Source organism: Corynebacterium belfantii (assembly GCF_041898185.1).
In the GTDB taxonomy this organism is placed as follows: domain Bacteria; phylum Actinomycetota; class Actinomycetes; order Mycobacteriales; family Mycobacteriaceae; genus Corynebacterium; species Corynebacterium belfantii.
Window position 1 is genome coordinate 2,646,576 of record NZ_CP157823.1, and the last position, 19,043, is coordinate 2,665,618.

18 protein-coding genes are annotated in these 19,043 nt (G+C 59.2%); 9 read left to right on the forward strand and 9 right to left on the reverse strand.

Going from position 1 to position 19,043, the window contains the following annotated elements:
• Window positions 1–136: 136 nt before the first annotated feature.
• Window positions 137–274, reverse strand: coding sequence for a hypothetical protein (locus tag ABMV07_RS13075; RefSeq protein ID WP_162841374.1), 138 nt, complete (start codon window positions 272–274; stop codon window positions 137–139).
• Between ABMV07_RS13075 and ABMV07_RS13080 the strand changes: the two genes are divergently transcribed.
• From ABMV07_RS13080 to ABMV07_RS13105, 6 genes are all read left to right on the forward strand, one after another.
• Window positions 210–1,259, forward strand: a complete 1,050-nt coding sequence (locus tag ABMV07_RS13080; protein ID WP_097784525.1) for a pseudouridine synthase — start codon at window positions 210–212, stop codon at window positions 1,257–1,259. The two genes, ABMV07_RS13075 and ABMV07_RS13080, sit on opposite strands and share 65 nt — an antisense overlap.
• 102 nt (window positions 1,260–1,361) lie before the next feature.
• Window positions 1,362–2,520 (forward strand): IS3 family transposase gene (locus ABMV07_RS13085; protein WP_374065019.1). Its coding sequence is split into 2 segments (ribosomal slippage): window positions 1,362–1,634 and window positions 1,636–2,520, totalling 1,158 coding nucleotides; the frame shifts between segments, so codons are not numbered across the junction.
• Complete coding sequence (locus tag ABMV07_RS13090; protein ID WP_234917927.1) at window positions 2,510–3,940, forward strand: non-ribosomal peptide synthetase; 1,431 nt, start codon at window positions 2,510–2,512, stop codon at window positions 3,938–3,940. The genes ABMV07_RS13085 and ABMV07_RS13090 overlap by 11 nt, the downstream gene beginning before the upstream one ends.
• A 90-nt stretch (window positions 3,941–4,030) precedes the next feature.
• Window positions 4,031–4,657: an MptD family putative ECF transporter S component gene (locus ABMV07_RS13095; RefSeq protein WP_014307391.1), complete on the forward strand. Its 627-nt coding sequence runs from the start codon at window positions 4,031–4,033 to the stop codon at window positions 4,655–4,657.
• Window positions 4,549–5,403, forward strand: a complete 855-nt coding sequence (locus ABMV07_RS13100) for an energy-coupling factor transporter transmembrane component T (RefSeq protein ID WP_234807149.1) — start codon at window positions 4,549–4,551, stop codon at window positions 5,401–5,403. The genes ABMV07_RS13095 and ABMV07_RS13100 overlap by 109 nt, the downstream gene beginning before the upstream one ends.
• A complete protein-coding gene (locus tag ABMV07_RS13105) occupies window positions 5,400–6,878 on the forward strand; it encodes an ABC transporter ATP-binding protein (RefSeq protein WP_014303364.1) in 1,479 nt (492 codons plus the stop codon). Before ABMV07_RS13100 ends, ABMV07_RS13105 begins: the two co-directional genes overlap by 4 nt.
• Before the next feature lie 3 nt (window positions 6,879–6,881).
• On the opposite strand, the gene ABMV07_RS13110 is transcribed toward ABMV07_RS13105, so the two are convergent.
• The 6 genes from ABMV07_RS13110 to ABMV07_RS13135 all read right to left on the reverse strand — a co-directional run bounded on the left by ABMV07_RS13110 (window position 6,882) and on the right by ABMV07_RS13135 (window position 13,464).
• Complete coding sequence (locus tag ABMV07_RS13110; RefSeq protein ID WP_014303363.1) at window positions 6,882–8,606, reverse strand: ABC transporter ATP-binding protein; 1,725 nt, start codon at window positions 8,604–8,606, stop codon at window positions 6,882–6,884.
• The gene (locus ABMV07_RS13115; protein ID WP_197692158.1) at window positions 8,606–10,372 is read right to left on the reverse strand and encodes an ABC transporter ATP-binding protein; all 1,767 of its coding nucleotides are present in this window, start codon (window positions 10,370–10,372) and stop codon (window positions 8,606–8,608) included. Before ABMV07_RS13115 ends, ABMV07_RS13110 begins: the two co-directional genes overlap by 1 nt.
• A 27-nt stretch (window positions 10,373–10,399) precedes the next feature.
• Entirely contained in the window at window positions 10,400–11,149 is a 750-nt protein-coding gene (locus ABMV07_RS13120) for a thioesterase II family protein (protein WP_014303361.1), read from the reverse strand.
• A gap of 32 nt (window positions 11,150–11,181) precedes the next feature.
• Complete coding sequence (locus ABMV07_RS13125) at window positions 11,182–12,399, reverse strand: glycosyltransferase (RefSeq protein ID WP_023018094.1); 1,218 nt, start codon at window positions 12,397–12,399, stop codon at window positions 11,182–11,184.
• Window positions 12,400–12,406: 7 nt separating this feature from the next.
• Window positions 12,407–13,036, reverse strand: a complete 630-nt coding sequence (locus ABMV07_RS13130) for a sugar O-acetyltransferase (RefSeq protein WP_374064708.1) — start codon at window positions 13,034–13,036, stop codon at window positions 12,407–12,409.
• A gap of 275 nt (window positions 13,037–13,311) precedes the next feature.
• Window positions 13,312–13,464, reverse strand: a complete 153-nt coding sequence (locus ABMV07_RS13135; protein WP_197692157.1) for a hypothetical protein — start codon at window positions 13,462–13,464, stop codon at window positions 13,312–13,314.
• On the opposite strand from ABMV07_RS13135, the gene ABMV07_RS13140 reads away from it, so the two are divergent.
• The 3 genes from ABMV07_RS13140 to ABMV07_RS13150 are packed head-to-tail and all read left to right on the forward strand — an operon-like array spanning window position 13,463 to window position 16,099.
• Window positions 13,463–14,527, forward strand: coding sequence for an ATP-binding cassette domain-containing protein (locus tag ABMV07_RS13140; RefSeq protein ID WP_014303358.1), 1,065 nt, complete (start codon window positions 13,463–13,465; stop codon window positions 14,525–14,527). The genes ABMV07_RS13135 and ABMV07_RS13140 overlap by 2 nt on opposite strands.
• Window positions 14,524–15,285, forward strand: coding sequence for an ABC transporter permease (locus ABMV07_RS13145; RefSeq protein ID WP_014303357.1), 762 nt, complete (start codon window positions 14,524–14,526; stop codon window positions 15,283–15,285). The genes ABMV07_RS13140 and ABMV07_RS13145 overlap by 4 nt, the downstream gene beginning before the upstream one ends.
• On the forward strand, window positions 15,278–16,099 hold the full coding sequence (locus ABMV07_RS13150; RefSeq protein WP_014303356.1) for an ABC transporter permease: 822 nt from the start codon (window positions 15,278–15,280) through the stop codon (window positions 16,097–16,099). Before ABMV07_RS13145 ends, ABMV07_RS13150 begins: the two co-directional genes overlap by 8 nt.
• Window positions 16,100–16,600: 501 nt before the next feature.
• Here the strand turns inward: ABMV07_RS13150 and ABMV07_RS13155 are convergent.
• Together ABMV07_RS13155 and ABMV07_RS13160 are read right to left on the reverse strand one after the other, a co-directional pair.
• Window positions 16,601–17,826, reverse strand: a protein-coding gene (locus ABMV07_RS13155; RefSeq protein WP_197692156.1) for an IS3 family transposase whose coding sequence is annotated in 2 segments (ribosomal slippage) — window positions 16,601–17,550 and window positions 17,550–17,826 — 1,227 coding nt in all. Because the reading frame shifts where the segments join, the coding sequence is not laid out codon by codon here.
• 499 nt (window positions 17,827–18,325) lie between these two features.
• Complete coding sequence (locus tag ABMV07_RS13160; RefSeq protein WP_374063859.1) at window positions 18,326–18,556, reverse strand: hypothetical protein; 231 nt, start codon at window positions 18,554–18,556, stop codon at window positions 18,326–18,328.
• Window positions 18,557–19,043: the final 487 nt, after the last annotated feature.

Sequence of the window (19,043 nt, forward strand, 5' to 3'; positions counted from 1 at the left end):
GAATTTCCACGCTTGAGGTAGCGGGTACTCACAGAATCCTCACTGTGGCACCAAACACTTCTATGATAGCGCGCAAGACCGGCACACACTACTGGTTACAACCAGTTCAGGGGTGGGGTGCGGGAAAAATCACATGTTATTGCTGCAGCGTAGCCGCCGGAGAGTTAGAGGGGTACATGAAGGTGTAGAGGATCTGAAGGACACGCGCAATGACCTCGCCAATGCCGTGGCTAAAGAAGTCCATGAGGGGGTTCACGATAGCATCAATATTCATGACAGATAGGATAGTACAGATTCCCCGCGGACATGCACCGCTCGGAATAAAAGATGGGCTCAACCCCTCCCGTGTGCGCGTGCCAGAGCAACGCGATGGCGTCTCCGCCTACGACTTCGTCTGGGAGCTCATTGCCTTGCAACGCCACCGCCACCCAAATGACACCCCTGAGGCCCTCATGCGCCGCTTTGAGACCGACCAGGTCATCATCGGACCGCGGTTTCGTATTGCAAGCCCAGATACCGTACTCCACACCAACGACGACGTCTGGTTTTATCGCATCCCCGCCCCCGAACCGACGATCCCCTACAGCTGCACGGTGGTCTACGAAGACAGCACCATCCTCGTCGCCGACAAACCCCCCTTCCTAGCGACGATGCCCCGCGGCAAACACATCACCAACTCCGCAACTGTCCAACTACGCCGCAGCACTGGCATCGACGAACTCAGCCCCGCTCACCGCCTCGATCGCCTCACCAGCGGCCTATTGTTGTTCACAAAGCACAAACGAGTACGAGGCGCCTACCAAACACTTTTCAGCGAACGAAACGTCCGCAAAACCTACGTCGCCACCGCACAGTACAACCCGAGCATTACACCCGGTACCGTATGGCGCTCGCACATGACCAAAACCGCCGGCGAAATCCAGGGCCACATTATCGACGCACCCCCCAACGCCGAAACCCTCGTCACCACCATTGAGCGTATCGACGCCCCCACGCAACAACACCTCCATGCCCTCCACGGAACCGACATAGACCTTGCCCGCTATACCCTCAAACCACATACCGGAAAGACCCACCAACTCCGCCTCCACATGCTCGCAGCCGGCGTCCCCATCCTTGGCGACACCATCTACCCCACAATCCTCGACGAAGACGCAGAAGACTATTCCCGACCCATGCACCTGACCAGTACTGAGCTGGGGTTTATTGATCCGCTCACCGGCCGGCCCCGCTTGTTCACCGGTGCAGTAATCCGGTAGCAGGGGTGCGGGATCGCGGGATCATGGCCCTGTTGGGTCTGCTGAGGGTTTGGTTGACGTCTAGCTTGTTTCGCTGGGGCGGGGCAGGGAAGGATGTTGATTATGTCGAAGTTGTATTCAGAGCAGTTCAAAGCTGATGCCGTGGCGTTGGTGGAGTCTGGGGTTGCTCGCCGTCAGGTGTGTGCTGATTTGGGGATCTCGCGTTCCTCGTTGCAAAAATGGATTACTGATGCGAGGTTGCAGGCTCAGGGGATGCAACCGTGTGCTGATCCGGTAGTGGCTAAAGAGATGCGCCAGGCTTTGAAACGGATTCGCGAGTTGGAGATGGAAAACGAAGTGCTACGTGCAGCGGCGGCGTACCTGTCTCAAGAGGTGATCGCCCAAAAGGGTCTTCCCGACCGTGGAAAAGCTGATCAAGGCAGGTAAGGCGACCGTGACGGTAGCGGCTCGGGTACTGGGGTTTTCCCGCCAAGCGTTTTATAAATGGGCTGCTAAGCCAGTTTCGGACAGGCAAGCCCAAGAAGTAGAACTTATAGACAAGATTCGCCAGATTCACAGTGACGATCCTGAATTTGGTTACCGCCTGATAGCAGACGAGCTCCATGATCAAGGGATAGAGATTTCTGAGCGTCGAGTATGGCGTTTGTGTTCTCATGCTCAGGTGTTCTCGGTGATCGCTAGGCGTAAGTCGCGTGGGAAGAAGTCGGGTGCTCCAGTACATGATGACCTGTTACAGCGTCACTTCCACGCTGATGCGCTCAACGTTGCGTGGGTTACAGATATTACGGAGCATTGGACCAAAGAGGGCAAGCTGTATCTGTGTGCGATCAAAGACCTGTGCTCGCGAAGAATCGTGGGCTATGCGACCGGTGGGCGGATGAAATCACGCCTCGTGGTGGCGGCGCTCGATGATGCGATGAGGAAACGAGGCAATCCCCATGGCGTAATCATTCACTCTGATCGTGGCTCGCAATTTCGTTCTAGAAAATTCCGTGCCGCGCTGAAATCTTACGGCGCGAAGGGATCTATGGGCAGAGTTGGAGCGTGTGGGGATAACGCTGCGATGGAATCTTTCTTCGCTCTTGTACAAAAGAACGTTCTTGATCGTGGCTTTTGGAACAGGCGCCGTGAACTATCTGCCGCGATCACTCACTGGATTGAACGGACATATCACAGGAAAAGACGGCAACGAGCACTGGGTAAATTGACACCAATCGAATACGAAACAATCATGGAACCAGCCGCATCCCTTGCGGCCTAAAAATCAGAAGGAAAACTGTCAACCAAACCCTCAGCAGACCCCCCGGCATCGGCCAGGTGACCAGGCCTTAAGCGAATCGAGTCCGACACCCAGCTCGCTTGCGTACGTCATCTACACGTCTGGTACGACGGGCACTCCCAAAGGAGTAGCCATCACCCACGAGTCGGCGGTCAATACGATTGTCGATGTCAACGAACGCCTCGGGGTGACTCCGACCGACCGGATATTGGGGATTTCAGAGCTAAACTTCGATCTATCGGTATACGACATCTTCGGGATGTTCGCGCGGGGTGCTACCTTGGTGTTGCCATCTCCAGCAGACAAACGTGATCCGCAGTGCTGGGCAGATGCCGTAACTACGCACTCGGTGACGCTGTGGAACTCTGTGCCAGCACTTTTTTCGATGTACGTGGAACACCTCCGCGAACGGAGCCTCATTGGTTCCTCCGTACGGTCGGCACTACTCAGCGGAGATTGGATACCTGTAAATATCGCTTACCAGGTCAGCACCCTCTTCCGGGACTGCACAGTTTTCGCTGCTGGGGGTGCTACCGAGGCATCGATATGGTCAAACTGGTACGAGGTAGGCGTCGATGATGCCTCGCGTACCAGCATTCCCTATGGAACGCCGCTGGCAAATCAGCGAATGTACATCCTCGATGAGGCCCTGAACCCCCGACCCACGCATGTGCCGGGAGACCTTTACATTGCCGGACGTGGCCTGGCCATGGGGTACTGGAAGGACCCAGAGAAGACCGCAGCATCATTCATCACCCACCCCCGCACCGGCGAACGAATGTACCGCATGGGCGACAAGGCCCTCTACAATCACCTTGGTCACATCATCTTCCTGGGGCGCGAGGACGGTCAGGTTAAGGTCAACGGCTACCGCATCGAACTCGGTGAGATCGAGTCAACAGCACGAAAATTCAACGAACTCCGCGATTGCGTCGCTGTCAACGACCATGGCATTGTTCTCTACGTTGTTACGCATGAGGGCTTTAACATGGCAGCACTCAATAACCACCTCGCCGAGTCTCTCCCTGCCTATATGCGTCCACGCGTGATATCACGCATTGATGGGCTACCACGGTCTTGGAACGGCAAGATTGATCGCAAGAGTTTAGAAGGAAAAACCTTTGAACAACCACAAACAAGGGAACGCTCTCGTAATCACCGAGATTCGGGTATCATTACCATCTTGCAAGATCTCCTCGGGCCCAAGGAGATCAGCATCGACGATGACTTCTTCACCATCGGTGCCGACTCGCTCACGGCCGTGCGGCTTACTAACTCGATTCGTCGAGAAATGTCATTAGAGATCTCCATACGTGACGTATTCAACCATCCAACGGTCCGAGAATTGTCCGACCTGATCGCCGACATCGTCGGCAGCGACGTAGAAGAAGGCGAAATTTAGAGTTCATGCCACACCTGTTTCACTCACCTGACAAGCCACTTGCCCCAACCCAGTGCTACGCACAAGCAGCCTAATCTGAAAGGAAACATCATGCCCAGTACTCCCCACACCACCCCGAAAGATGCAAAAGCAGGACGGCTGAACATCACCGACCTGATGAACATCGGCATCTTCTTCGTCATCAACTTGGTAGCCGGCGTGGTCATCGCCTTCATCGGCATCACCCCCATCACCTACGTGATGATCACCAGCGTTCAGGCCCTCATCCTGGGCATCCCGATGATGCTGTTCTTGGCCAAGGTGCACAAGCCCGGCATGGTCTTCATATTCCTTCTTCTCAGCGGCCTCGCCAGCCTGCTGCTTGGTTTAGGCATATGGCCACTGCTGCTCAGCTTGGTCATGGCCGTGTTTGCCGAGTTAATTTTGCGCGCCGGCAAGTATACGAGCGCAATACACAGTGTGATCGCCTATGCCTTTATAGCAGTGTCACCCACCGCATCATATATTCCGCTTTTCTTCACCACTCGGCGCTACATAGAGAGCAGCGGCATGCAGACCAAATATGGTGCTAGTTTCGCGGATGGCCTCACCTCTATTGGCCAGATGACTTGGCTATTCCTCATCATTGTGATAGTAACCTTCGTCTGCGGGATCCTCGGCGGGATCCTCGGCCGGCGCATCTTCACCAAGCACTTCCAGCGAGCAGGAATCGCCTGATGTCGCCCACTTTGCCCGGATCAGGCACGCACACAGCGGGACTCCATCTGGACCCACGCACCACGGTGCTGGTCATCCTCGTGGTGTCCTCGGTGCTCATCTCACCGGCCGGGTCCAGTGGGGCGCTGGGCAGCACCGCCCGGTGGATGCTCATTGCCGTTCCCGGGGCACTTTTCCTCGCCTCCGGCATGGTGGCCGCTGCACTGCGATACGCACTCACCTTCGCGGTGCTCGCCGGCTTTCCTGCGGTGGTGGTACAGGCCCTGCCCGAGCGCCACATCATCGTGGACGTGTGCGCTACGTGGTTCGCAGGGCTTTCGCTCATCCTCCCTGGCATCACGTGCTGCTGGTACCTACTACGCACCGTCTCGGCCAGCGAATTCATGGCCGCGATGCAGCGCATGCGGAGCCCCGACGCCCTGACCATCCCCACGTCCATCATGTTCCGGTTCTTCCCGACGATTCTCGAGGAATACCGCGATATCCGCACCGCCATGCAGATGCGTGGCATCTCGGGCCTGCGCAACCCGATCGCTATGCTCGAATACCGCTTTGTGCCACTGTTGGCGTCCGTTGTGAGCATCGGCAACGAGCTGGCTATGTCTGCAGTGACCCGCGGATTGGGCTCGCCTCGCCGACGAACCACGCTGTGCGAGATAGGCTTCCGCGTAGGCGACGCAATAGTCATAAGCGTGCTCGTCGTGTCCCTGATCCTACTACTGGTAAATATAGTGATGCTGCCGTGATAAAGCTGCACGATGTGTCACTATCCTATGGTCAAAACACAGCGGAGCCGGTGCTGCACCACGTAAATCTCACCGTGGCGAAGGGCGAACTAGTTCTAGTGTGTGGCGAATCAGGCTGCGGTAAGTCCAGCCTGCTACGCCTGATAAACGGCGTGGCGCACACGTTCTGCGACGCCCAGATTTCGGGGGAGGTGCTGCTGGACGACGAAGACATCACTCATGCCCACCCACACGACATCGCCGAACGCGTAGGCTCAGTGTTCCAAAACCCCAAGTCGCAATTTTTCACGCTGGAAGTAGCCAGCGAACTCGCCTTTGGCTGCGAAAACCTCGGCGTGGCGCCCAACGAGATTCGACAGCGTATTGGGGAACTTTCCGCAGATTTCGGCATGGTTCATCTCCTCGACCGGCACCTGTTCACACTTTCCGGCGGCCAGAAACAAAAAATAGCATGCGCTTCAGTGGCCGCGATGCACCCACAGGTACTACTACTAGACGAACCATCATCAAATCTCGACCTCGCCGCCGTCGATGAGCTGCGCCGCATCGTCGCGCAGTGGAAGACACAGGGCCGCACCGTCCTGATCGCTGAGCATCGGCTTTCCTACCTAGTTGACATCGTGGACCGAGTGCTGGTTATGCAGGACGGGCAGATCGCTCATGATCTCAGCGGCTCGGAGTTTCGCACCCTAGACAAGGCCGAACTGTACCGCATGGGCTTGCGCTCAGCGCAGCAGGTCCCCGAGGTGACCCGCGAGCCACGCCCTTCAAGTGGCACGATGGTGCTCAAAAAGCTACAGTTCACCTACCCCAAGGCTACAGAGCCATCCCTGAGCATCAGCCACACGGAGTTGCCGCAAGGACAAGTCATCGGCGTGGTAGGACGCAACGGGGCCGGAAAATCTACCTTTGTGCGCGTTCTGACTGGCCTGGAATCTAAGGCCACCGGCGTGGTGGACATCAATAACCGCTCGCTCTCGGGTCCCCGGCAGCGCCTGCGCCAGTCCTATTTAGTAATGCAGGACGTAAACCACCAGCTTTTCGGGGAGAGCGTGGAGTCCGACGTAATCATCGGCACCAGTGGACCGGATGGGAAAAACGAAGCGCGCCTTACCGAGGTGCTTGGTGCACTTGATCTCGCGGACAAGCGGGCCCGGCACCCGATGTCGCTTTCGGGCGGCGAACGCCAGCGCGTGGCCATCGCCTCAGCAGTCCTAAGTGAGCGCGAGGTAATCGTCTTCGATGAACCCACCAGCGGGCTGGACCTGTGCCGCATGCACCGGGTGGCCCACCTGCTAGACGCCCTAGCCCGGCAGGGCAAGACCGTTTTGGTAGTAACCCATGACATGGAGCTGGTGGCGCGGTGCTGCGATCTTCTCCTGCGCGTGGAAAAAGGCCGCCTTACCGCCTGCGAACCGTGCGATGATCTCGCACTGGCGCGCACGGTGCGGTATCTACGCGGCCGCGACAGCTAGTCCCTACAGCTTCCAGCTGGTGGCGTCGCTCTTTTCACCCCAGAAGCTGCGGTAGCGTGGGGAACTCTCCATGAGTTCCTCGTGGTTGCCGATAGACTCCACGGTGCCGGAGGGACTCATCATCACAATCTGGTCCGCGTCGCGGATGGTGTGCAGCCGGTGCGCAATGACGACGATGGTGCGCTCGGCAGAAAGCGTTTTCATACCGCGCATCACAAGGTGCTCATTCTGCACGTCTAGAGAGCTAGTCGCCTCATCAAGCAGCACGATCCGCGCGTCCTTCAGTAGCGCACGAGCGATGGAGACACGCTGACGCTCACCACCGGAGAGATTCTGTCCGCCCTCGCTAATCAGGGTGTCAAACCCCTGCGGCAGCTGCCGGGCAATCTCGGTGACACCGGCCAACTCCGCTGCGCGGAGCACCTCCTCCCGCGTTGCATTGTGGCAGCCCAGGCGGATGTTTTCATACAGTGTGTCCTCGAAGAGGTACACGTATTGGAACACCATAGCCAGCGAATCCAACACCGCCCGGGAGCCAAGATCGCGAATATCCACACCACCGATACGGATGGTCCCCTGGTCAACGTCATAGAAGCGTGCCGCAAGTTTTAGCAAGGTGCTCTTGCCGCAGCCGCTGGGACCCACCAACGCAGTAGTAGTTCCGGGCGCCACGCGGAAACTCACGTCGCGGACCACTGGGGTGTTGGGTTCGTAGCCAAAGCCCACCCCATCGAACTCGATGCCATAGTCGCGTGGCGCCGCCGGAACCGCAGGCTCCGGCAACACCCGCGCATCGAGGATCTTTTGGATCTCATCTAAGGTATTGCGCGCGGATTCCAAGCCCTCGCCGTAGGGTATGCCCGACATAGCAACGCGAGCCAGGATGAACACCAACACAATGACGCCAATGTAGGTGCCTGCTTCTAGCCAGTGGTTGAGAAGTAGCACGGTGGCCAGGGCATCAATGACCACGGTACCGACCATGATGATTAAAGCCAGACGACCCATGATCATCTCACCTGTCTTCTGGGTGTGCTGCTGGGCGCTAAGCTGCTCTCGAATCGAGGCGCGCACGGCGCGCTCCCCCAGCGAATCCGGCCCAGCCATGCGCAGCACCGGCTGCACCTGGGCGAACTCCAGCACCTCCGCGGCGCCGTGCTCGTTGCGCTCGCCCTTCTGGCGCTCTGCCACGCGGTACTGCCGCATTAGGCGGTTATAGGCGAACCACACCACGGCAGCCACTGCAACGGTAACCAGCCCCAGCCGCCAGTCCACGGCGATGAGAAACACGCAAGCCAAACCGGCCGAGGCAGCACCGTGCAGCATGGGCCGCAGCATCATTGCCGGCGCGTTAGCGGCAAACAGCGCACCGCTGGTGGCTACAACACCGATCTGGCCGGCGCGATCTTCTTCAAAATAGCCCAGGGGTAGCTGTGCCGTGCGGTCGGCGATAAGCCGGTGGATGCGCAGCACGTAATCATGCCCCAGGTCCTGGGCAATAACCTCAGTGGGCCAGTCTGCGGCGGCGTAGACGAGGACGGAGATAATGATCCAGGGCAACCATGCTGCGGCCTGCGCGGGATCTTCGCTAAACAGCGTGTCCAAAAACAGTGCAATGAGGATAAGGCCAATGGCCAACGCCACCGCGGAAATCCCAATTAGCGTAAGGACCAGCACCAGACGGCGACGATCAGCCGGACTGCCCAGTGAATAGAGCGTGCGGATCATTATTTTTCCTCCCCTTGGATGCCCGCCTGCGCGGTTTGGTAGCGTGCCCACATCGTGGCGTAGCCCTTGCCTGCCGCCACTAACTCTTCGTGAGTGCCTGCTTCGGTGACCTCACCGTTTTCCAGCATGAGGATCCGGTCAGCGCCGGTGATCGTGTGGAGCCGGTGTGCGATAACTACTAGCGTGCGCCCGGCCACCAGCTCGGTAATGGCCCGCTGGATCGCGGCCTCGGAGTCCGGATCCGCAAAAGCGGTGGCCTCATCCAACACGAGGATCGGCGCGTCGAGCAAGATGGACCGGGCAATAGCCAGCCGCTGCTGCTCGCCACCGGAAAGCTGCGCGTCCTCTCCCACCACCGAGTCGTAGCCGCGCGGCAGATGGGTAATGCGCTCATGAATCTGGGCGGCGCGGGCGGCGCGAACCACGTCTGCGTCGGTGGCCTCCGGGTGAGCGAGGCGAATGTTATCCCGCACGCTCATCCGCATAAGGTAAGGGTCCTGGAAGACGAACCCTACCCTGCGGTAGAGCTGGTCAGATCGGAGATCAGTACTAGGGACGCCACCAATGCGCACCGACCCCTCCGTGGGGTCTAATAGCCGGGGGATGAGCGCGGCTAACGTGGACTTCCCCGAGCCGGAAGGTCCCACCACCGCAGTGATGCTGCCGGCGGTAAGTTTTTGGTTAATGCCGGAAAGCACCGGGGTGTCCGGCACGTAGGAGAAGCTTAAATCTTTCAACTCAATTCCGGCGTTTGCAGGCTCCCTGCCGCCAGCAGCGGGCGGCAATACCGGGATGTTGAAGAACTCGGTGAGATCCGCCGCGGCAGCCTTCGCCTCCGAAAACATGATGTTAGTGCGCGAAAGCATAAGCAGAGGCGCGGCGATGTTGTTGATGAACAAAAACGCTGCCAGCACATCGGCCACTGGTACGCCCGCAGACGTGATGAGCCACGGGCTGGCCGCGGCTACCACCAGCAGGCCAAACCCGGTGGAGGTGAAGATCTTCATCAAAGCGGTGGGGTGTACGGTGGCGTGCAACCACTCGAGATAGAACCCACCAAAACTCCGGGAACGACTAAGGAAAATGCTCTCGTCGTAGCCTTCCGGAACAAACACCTTGATAACCGGGATGCCGCGCACCAACTCTACGACGGCGGCGTCTAGCTGCTTCTGGCTGGACTTAAATTTCTCCGCCTTTTCTTGAAACTCGCGCATCATAAACGGCATGGTGGCCACTGCCAACAGCAGTGGTACCAGGCCCAGCAGGCCTATCCGCCAGTCCACCACGAACATGTATCCCAGGCTCAATAGCGGTACGAGTACACCGGCCGAATAATCGTGCGGCGCGTGGGCGATGAGCTGGTGGATCTTGGTGACGTCGTCTTCGATGTAGGTTTTCACAGTCCCCGAAGGTGTCCGCGTAAACCAAGACAGCGGGAGCCTACCCAGCTTGGTAATCTGCTGCTGGCGTAAGTGCTCGCCCAAAAGGACGTCGGCCTGGTGGCTTACCTGGAGGCTCTTCACGGTTGCCTGTCCATGTAGGACGGTGGCCACCATGAGCGCCGCGACTAGCAGCCACAGCTTTGACGCATCTATCGGCTCTCCCTGGAAGGACAGCATTACGGTGCGCACCAGCTCAACCAGCACGATTACCGGCACCAGCGACAAAAACGCCGCCAGCACCGCCAATAGCAGCGACACCGTGATCTGCCGGTGGGCAGGTTGAGATATTTGCCTAAATGTAATGGGTGGTTTTTGTTCGGTCATCGGGGCCTCTTTACTTAACAGTCACAATCACGCATTGTTCCGCGCTAACCAGGCAGTGTTCCCAGTAATTCCCGCTAGAAAACCGGCAAGCAGGTCGAGGAACTCGGTTCCAGTATCGAGCGGGAAGAAATGCCCACCCGGCAGGACCTTCAGTTCAAAACTACCGCTGGTAAAATTTTCCCACCGGGAAAGCATCTCTGGGCTGACAGCTGGGTCGCTATCCCCCGCCAATGCCAGCACAGGAGAGCGAAGCACCGTGGTTGCATGGTGAAAGCCCTCGTGTAACACATAATCGCGACGAATGTCAGCGAGCAGCAGCTTCATCACATCATCATTGGCAAGGATCTCAGGTGGTGTGCCACCTACCTTCTCAAACTCCCTGCGCAGCGCACCGAACCCCATTGACGAGTGGTATTCCCCAGGCACGGTTTCTCCGGGCGCCTGCCGTGCGGCCACCACCACGGCTTCCGGTATAGTGGGCCGATGCATCTGCTGCAGGCAGGCAGCAACCTGGTAGGCCAGCGCTGCCCCCATGGAGTGGCCGTACAACGCAATCGGCGCGCCCGCCGCCAGATCTACTATCTCGGTTGCGCACATATCGGCGAGCTTGTCAAAGTCGCTTACCCATTTCTCTCGGCGACGGGTTGCCTTTCCGGGAAGCTCCACCGGCACCACGTCAATGCTTGGGTTGACCCCCACCCATCCACGATAGACGGAAGCGCTGCCTCCTGCGTGATGGAAGCAAAACAAGAGGGTTCCAGTGCGATGTCCGGCCACAAACGGAAAGACTCCCTCGCAGCTGATTTCTGTCATTTTTCGCCTTTCGCTAGGTCGGACTGATTAAGCACGATTTCTACTGCTGCGACGGTACCCGGGTCTGTGGCAAGCAACTCGGGCATCCTGCGGGCTGCGGAGTCGTATGCTCCACTTACCAAATCGGCAATTCCGGCGGCCAGGGACTGGGCACTCAGTTCGCCTCGCTGGGCGTCAATATAGTTCGGCCCGGCACCGTTTCGACAAACTGCGTTGGCATGGAAGTGTTGGTCACCACCGAATGCAACCGCAAGGCACGGCTTGCCGGCGCGCAGGATCGCCCCGGTGGTGCCCAGTGAGCCGTGGCAGATGCCTGCACGGCACCACGGAAGCACAGTCGCGAACGGGACCCGGGCGACGGTGAGGATTCCTTCTCTCACACCAGGCTCATGATCGGGATCGACGATTATCGCCCGCAGACCATGCTCGATGCACGCGTCTCGAGTCCATCGTTGAAGGTCATAAACGCGATCTGAGACCATACTCCCAAAGCTTGCCAGAACCGGGGCCGAGCCGGCAGCCACAAACTCCTCGACTGCTGGGTCTAGGGCGAGTTCACTGTGGTGCGGGTCAAGCCACTCGCCAGTGACGTGAATGTGGTTTTTCCATTCCGGCGCCGGCGGACTCAACGCGGGACTGAATTGGTAGATCGTGGTTGGTGGAGAGGAGAGCGCTCGCTGACGCAGCCCCAACCTACGGCGCCATGCCGCTATCACTGGGCGCATCGCCCAAGCCATCAGAGTATTGGACATCCAGTGGGTGACCAGAGCTCCGACAGAGCCGTCCAGTTTTCGCGGATCCACGAGGCTGTAACGGAGGCAGGGTTCGGTAGGGAAAACCTGCACCCGAACGCTGGGGACTCCGCGTGCAGCCCCTAACAACCGAGCAACTTCACTGAATTGGGTGTACATGACCACGTCAACGCCATCCATGGCATGCTCTAACACATCGAAAACGTGGGCGTCAGATATCATCTCACGGATACCTAAGACAGTGTCCATCATGCCTTTACTATCGCCCAAAAGGCGCTTCATTAACGCCCGGTAATCACCGGGTAACTCGATGTAGTCCACCCCGTTTGCACGAAAACTCCCGCCGAATTCGCTAAACCCAGCCAAAACAAACTGGTGGCCACGATCTCGAAGTGCGACACCAAGGTGCGCAAATGGCAGCATATCACCCTCAGAACCCAGGACGACCGCGAGAACTTTCACAGCCGTCTCAATCCGTAATCCAACTAGGCCACTCAGGAACCCAAGACTCCCCCATGAGCTTATCTTCCGGGCCAATATCACGAATGACTCGGCACGGATTACCGGCTGCGAGTACCATGGGCGGAATATCTCTTGTCACAACACTGCCAGCACCAATTACTGCACCATGCCCAATCGTGACACCCGCAGTTACCGTGCAATTGCCACCAAGCCACACATGGTCTTGTATGGTGATCGCACCCCCGGTACACACCATGTATTGCCGCTCTACGGGGTCTAAGGCGTGATTGCCAGCAAAGAAGGAACACCATGGACCAACCATGACCTCATTGCCAAATGTCACCGGGGCCATATCAAGTACCGTCGTTCCTCGATTGAAGGTCACGCCATCTCCGACCTTGATTTTCGAGCCATATTGGACATGAAATGGCAGGAAAACCATTAAGCGCTCCCCCAGTTCACCAAGCAGGTCTGCCATCACTGCCTGCTTCTCCGCTGTTTGAAGTGGACGAAGCTGGTTGAGATCGTGACACTTCTCCGCCGCCTCCATCATCTCGTAATAGAGATCCGGTTCCTCAATAGGGCGGAAGGGCTGACCGCAGAGAATCTTATCTTCGATTTGCTCTCGAGAATCCATGGATACTCCTTTGCGCTTGAGAGGCGCGAGCCACAATACGAATTACGGTCAGCCACGCGGTTTGACCCTGACTAGTCGGAATACCCAGATTCTTAGCTCACACTTGGTAGCTTACAGGCCTTCGACTTAATTGTCAAGCATGCCATGCCTAATTATGGTATGCTCAACTTTGCAGCAACCTGCAGCGTCGCCGCCGATCAGCCGACCTGTGCAGCCCTCTCCTGCGGGGCGCTGTGCACGACCCGGTGCCGCTAGACATACATCTTTTCTAAGGATTAGTTGGCACTACCCCAGGCGCTTGCTCCGTGGACCACAATCCATCGTTCGCGGGCAATAATCGGTTTTCCTTCTGCGGTAGGAGAATCGGTGCGCCGTCTAATCGGTGCGCCGTCTAATAGACCGTTGACGTATATCCAGGGATGAATCATGAAAGAAAACCCCACCACGGCAACCGCTAGCGGTGACCCCAGCGCCACCGCAGTCCCCTCAACCAGCGCCCACGCAAAAGGCCGCGACCTGGTGCTTGATGTCCAAGATCTGCGATGTAGCCTGGGAAAAGTCAAGAAGCGAACGGAAATCCTGCGCGGTGTGACCCTCGCCATTCCGCGCGGGGGCATCCTCGCCGTCCTAGGCGCCAATGGTGCCGGCAAGACAACCTTGGTCAATGTCCTTTCCACGCTGCTGCCCGCCACGGGCGGAACCGCCATCATCGATGGCCACAACTTAGCCACGGATCCTTCCAAGGTGCGCGCTTCCATCGCGCTGACCGGGCAATACGCCGCAGTGGATGAGGAGCTTACCGGCAAGGAAAACCTCATCTTCTTTGGCCGCCTGGCAGGGCTTAAAGCTAGCGATGCGAAGGCCCGCGCCGCGGAACTTCTTGAGCGCTTCGATCTGGTTGGCGCCGCCGACCGCCTGGTTTCGGCATACTCGGGCGGCATGCGCCGGCGGTTAGATATCGCCGCCTCCCTCACTGTCCCGCCCGCGCTGCTGTTCCTCGACGAGCCGACCACGGGCCTCGACCCCGCCGCGCGCAGCTCCGTGTGGGATACCGTCCGCGGGCTGGCGGCCGACGGCACCTCGATCCTGCTTACTACCCAATACCTGGAAGAAGCTGACCAGCTCGCAGACCGCGTCGCCGTGCTCGCCGGAGGCAAGGTGCTCGACGAAGGCACCCCCGCCGAGCTCAAGGACCGCTATGGCACCACGGTGTGCCTCATCACGATGTCTAGCCCGGACGATGCCGCACGCCTCACCCACACCTTGCAAGAACACCGCATCGACTGCCGCCAAGAGGACACCGTATTGCGCGTCGATGCCCCCGATGGCCACCGCACCCTAGTCCGGGCGCTGGCCTTGTGGGATGGCGACGACACCTCGGTCGCGGACGTCTCCTTGGTTCCGCCCTCCTTGGACGATGTCTACTTCGCTATCGCCGGGTCCGGCGACATCGCGCAGCAGGCTCCCCACACCGGTGGAGGCTCCCAGTGAACGCGCTCGGAGCAGTCGCTGCCTCGTGGCACCGCAATGTCCTGCGCACCGTCCGCAACAAGGCCGTAATGGTTTCCGCCGTGGCAATACCCAGCCTGTTCATGGTCATCTTTTACGCCACCTTCGCCAAGGCTTCGACGGAACTCGGCATCGATTACGCCGCCTTCCTCCTGCCCGCCGGCGTTATTCAGGCGATTGTGTTCGCCGCCGGGGGCTCCTCCTTGGCGATTACGCGTGACGCCGAAAACGGCATCCACGACCGCATCCGCGCCACCGGGACGCCCGCCTGGGCCACGGTCGTCGGCCGGCTGCTGGCAGATCTCACCCGCGCCGCGTGGTCGTGCAGCATCGTCGTCCTCACCACGATCCTGCTCGGTGCCCGCTACGCTGCCGGACCGGGTCGTATTATCCTTACCATCGCCCTTTTCGCCGCCCTCACCATCATCCTCTCCGCGTTTATCGATGGCTCCTGCCTGTTGGCCCCCAAGCCCACCTCGGCGTCCTTGCTCTTCCAAAACCTCGTGCTGGTCATGGTGATGTTCTCCACCGCATTCGTGCCTGCGGATGCGCTGCCCGGCGGCATTGGCCCCATCATCCGGCACGTACCGCTATCTCCCATCTTGGACACCGCCCGCAACCTACTAGGTGGCGCTGCCCTGGGGGCGCGCGGAGTCGAAGCACTGTGCTGGCTCATCGCCATGACCGTCGTTGGCGTATGGGGCTTTATCACCGCTTTCCAGGGGAGGAAACATGACTAACCACACCACCGCCACCGTGTCGCACGACACCACCTGGCTGTCCACTGTCGCCACGCATTTTGGAAGGCACCTGCGCGCCGCCCGCCGCGATAGCGCGGTAATTACCAATACCGTGGCTGGTCCCGTTTTGATGTTCCTGGTCATGCGGTGGCTGTTTGGCGACCTCATGGCGGCCTCGCAAGGCTCTGCCACGCTCGACGCGTTACCGCTTACCATCGCGCTCATCCTTTCCAGCGAACTGATGAATGGCACCTCCGCCGCCGCGCAGATAATTAAGGAACGCCAACGCGGTATCACCACCCGCATCGCGACCACGCGCTACGGCACCAGCCCGGAGATCTTCGGCCGCTGGTGTTTCGATTCCTTACGCAGCCTTATCTCCGGCTGCGCGGTGCTGCTGGCTTCCGTGGCTTCTGGCCTGCGTATTCACACGCTGGCCGGGTTTGGCTGGGTGCTGTTAGTCATCATCTTCGGCGCGGTGGTGGCCGCCTCGCTATCGGCCATGGTGGGCGCGATGTGCGCCACCCCGGAGGCCGCCATTGGCCCGGCCCCCATCATCATGGCGGCCATGGCACTTAACGGCGGCCTCGTGCCCGTGGAGCAATTCGCTGGTGTGGTTCAACCCATCGCCCGGTGGAATCCGCTTACCTTCGCCGCCCGCGCCGGCGCCGCCATCGACGGCACGCCAAGCGCCGAAATCCTTGCCACCGGCCAGCCCGGCACCGCAGTCTGGGCTTTCGTGGCCTGGATGGTAGCACTCACCGTAGTGCTGCTAGCCGCCGCAGCTGCGTTCCGCCGCCCCACCATGTCGTAAATAGCCCCGGTTAGCGCGACAGTGCTACTTGTCGCGCGGCGGCGTCCCCAGCGGCGCGGTAGCGCTACTTGCCGCGCAGGGCGCGCCGCCGCGATAAAGAGCTGCGAATCTTTACCCGCGGCCGCGCTAAGGCGGGTAGTGTCGCCGCCGGTTACCGGCAACCAGGCGGCCTCGCCCGGGGCTAGCTCCAGGTCGTTTACCGTGACCACACCAGAAGTAGCCAGGGCGATGGCCGGTCCGGGAAGCTGCGTGGAAACCGTGGTGCCGGCGGGCAAATCGTAGCGGGTCACCGCAAACTCCTGCACCGGCAGCGGGTACTCTACTACCGTCGCGGTGTTGGGCGCGGCATCGGCAACAGCGGCGCTCTCCGCGCCTGCACCATCGCCCAGGGAGGGGTGGTAATGGCGGCGACGCGGGGTTCGGCGAGGGCGTCGAATTTGAGCACCTTGACCAGCTCGGGGACGTCAACGTACTGAAGCACCCTGGGTTTTGTTCCGGGCATTAGACCTGAACTAGCTCAGGCCGATTTGCATAATACGCAGCCTCCACCTGCGCTGGGGTCTTCAGCCCCAACGCATCGTGGTACCGCTTGTTATTCCACCAATACACCCAGTGCATCGTCGCCAGCTCCACATCCGCCAACGAGTCCCATGACCTGCGCTGATAGATCAACTCGGTCTTGTATAGTCCGTTGACCGTCTCCGCCAGGGCATTGTCATACGAGTCACCGACCGTGCCCACCGACAAGTCGATCCCCTCCTGCTCCAGGCGGGTGGTGTACGCCACCGACACATACTGCGACCCACGGTCACTGTGATGCACCAAAGGCCCATCTAACTGGCCTTTCGCTGAATGAATGGCCTGCGACAACGCTTCCATCGGCAGCGCCACGGCTGACAGCGAAGACTTCGTCGACCACCCGACGATCTTGCGACTAAACGCATCGGTGACAAATGCCGTGTACACGAACCCACTACGGGTACGGACGTAGGTAATATCAGCGACCCACAAGCGGCTCGGCGCATCAGCAGTGAAGTTGCGCTTGACCAGGTCAGGGCGCGAATCGGGCTGCTTGGCAGGCTTGGTGGTCACGGGGTTGCGGCCACGACGCACACCCTTGAGGCCTGCGATTTTCATCAGCCTGCCGACCTGGTCGCAGCCGATGTCGTGACCTTCGTCAACCATGGCCTGGTGCAGCTTACGGATGCCGTAGACCCCGAAATTGTCGGCGTGTAGGCGCTTGAGCTCTTCAATGAGTTCCTCGTCGCGAAGCGCCCTGGCCGATGGTGGGCGGGACTTAAACGCCCGGTAGCCGCGTGAGGTGTAGAAATCTTCGCAGAAGTCCTCGCGGAGCACCCGGCAGATGGCCTCGACCCCGTAATGATCCTTGTGCTCGTCGATGAAGCGGATCATTAGCGTCCGGGATGGTCGAGTTCCCGTGCGAAAAAAGCCGATGCGGCCTTGAGGATCTCGTTTGCCCTGCGTAACTCGAGGTTTTCGCTGCGTAGCTGCTGCATTTCTTCGCGTACTTCAAATGGCAAATCGTCACCTGGTGGGGTCTTTTCCAAGCTCTTTTGCATCCACCCGCGGATGGTGTGGGGGCTAACTCCGAGGCGTTCGCCGACTACCGTGGCGGCCTGCCATGCGGAGCAATCGTGGGCCTTGCGGTGCTCGTCGGTTAGGCGGACGGCGCGCTCCTTGAAATCTTGTGGGAACTTCCTACCCATGGATGATGATCCTTCCTCAAACTAGGTCGGAACAAAACCCAGGACGGTTCAATGAGTTGGGAATCGTCCGAGGAAGTCAATCCCGTGGTCTACGTCGTTTCTGAACAGATACCTCGAGCTGTAGTCGGAAGCTGACGGAGACGAGGCTGCAACCATGCGTTCATGCGTCGATCGCTGTGGTGAGAACCTCATGACGCACATCTGCGAAGGGGTCTAACCCCTCCCGTTTCGAGGTTCGACTCCATCCGGGCTCAGGACAAACAGCATCCACCAAACTCCACACAGTCAAAGCGCAACGACGTTGTCGATGCCCGCCCCTACCTCTCGTCTAGGCTCGCCGGTCGGCGCCCAACTCCGATCTGCATCGGGCCTGAAATGGATAGTGGTACTGATAATCGAGCTTCCATGCATCAGATAGGAAAGTGCGACTGCACCAACACATTGGCGCCACGCGCGACCTCATCCGCAGGTGAGATCTCTTCGGGTCACGAACCTGCTGCTACGACGGCTGACGGCGGTCGCTTCCAAAGGACTCCGTAGGTGACGCCACGTCCCCAGGTGTCACAAACGGGCCAACCGCGAACCTGGTAAACCGCCATGACCTGTCATCGTGAGAAACTGGGTGGACTAGTAGCGCCTCCCCGTGATCCCCGAGGAATTTTCTGCCGGAGTCGTTGACCTCGGCGATCACGGTCGTCCGTGCCGAGCCGTGCAGTACAAGCAGCCGCACCCTCAACCCGATCTAACTCGGTCCACATGCGCCGTCGGTGGAGACTTCTCAAAGATGCAGCCACTACTACGGTCAACGTCGGCGCTCACGGTACGTCTACCGCACCCTACCAGCCTCGATGTACACAGCCCACGCATGGGCGCTACCGCAGCAGGTCGTCTGGGACCTAGCTGAGCCAATTAAAATTTCTTATTCATAACACAGTTGAGTGATGCCGTCGGCGATTTTAAGAATTCCCGCCAGACATTGAAAAGCAGACGCCATGCACACTCTGTCGACAATCGAGCGTGCCCCTGCCAGGCCGTGGCAGCACCTCAGCCCCAAACCCACACCCAAGCCCCCGAGCATGGATTTACGTAGTCACGAACACGAGAACACGACAAACACCAACCCGCCCCCCCTTAGCGTGGGCAAAAAAAGGGGGGTTGTGGTGGTGTGAAACACACATAATGTTTCACGCCACCACAACCCCATATTATTTTTTAAG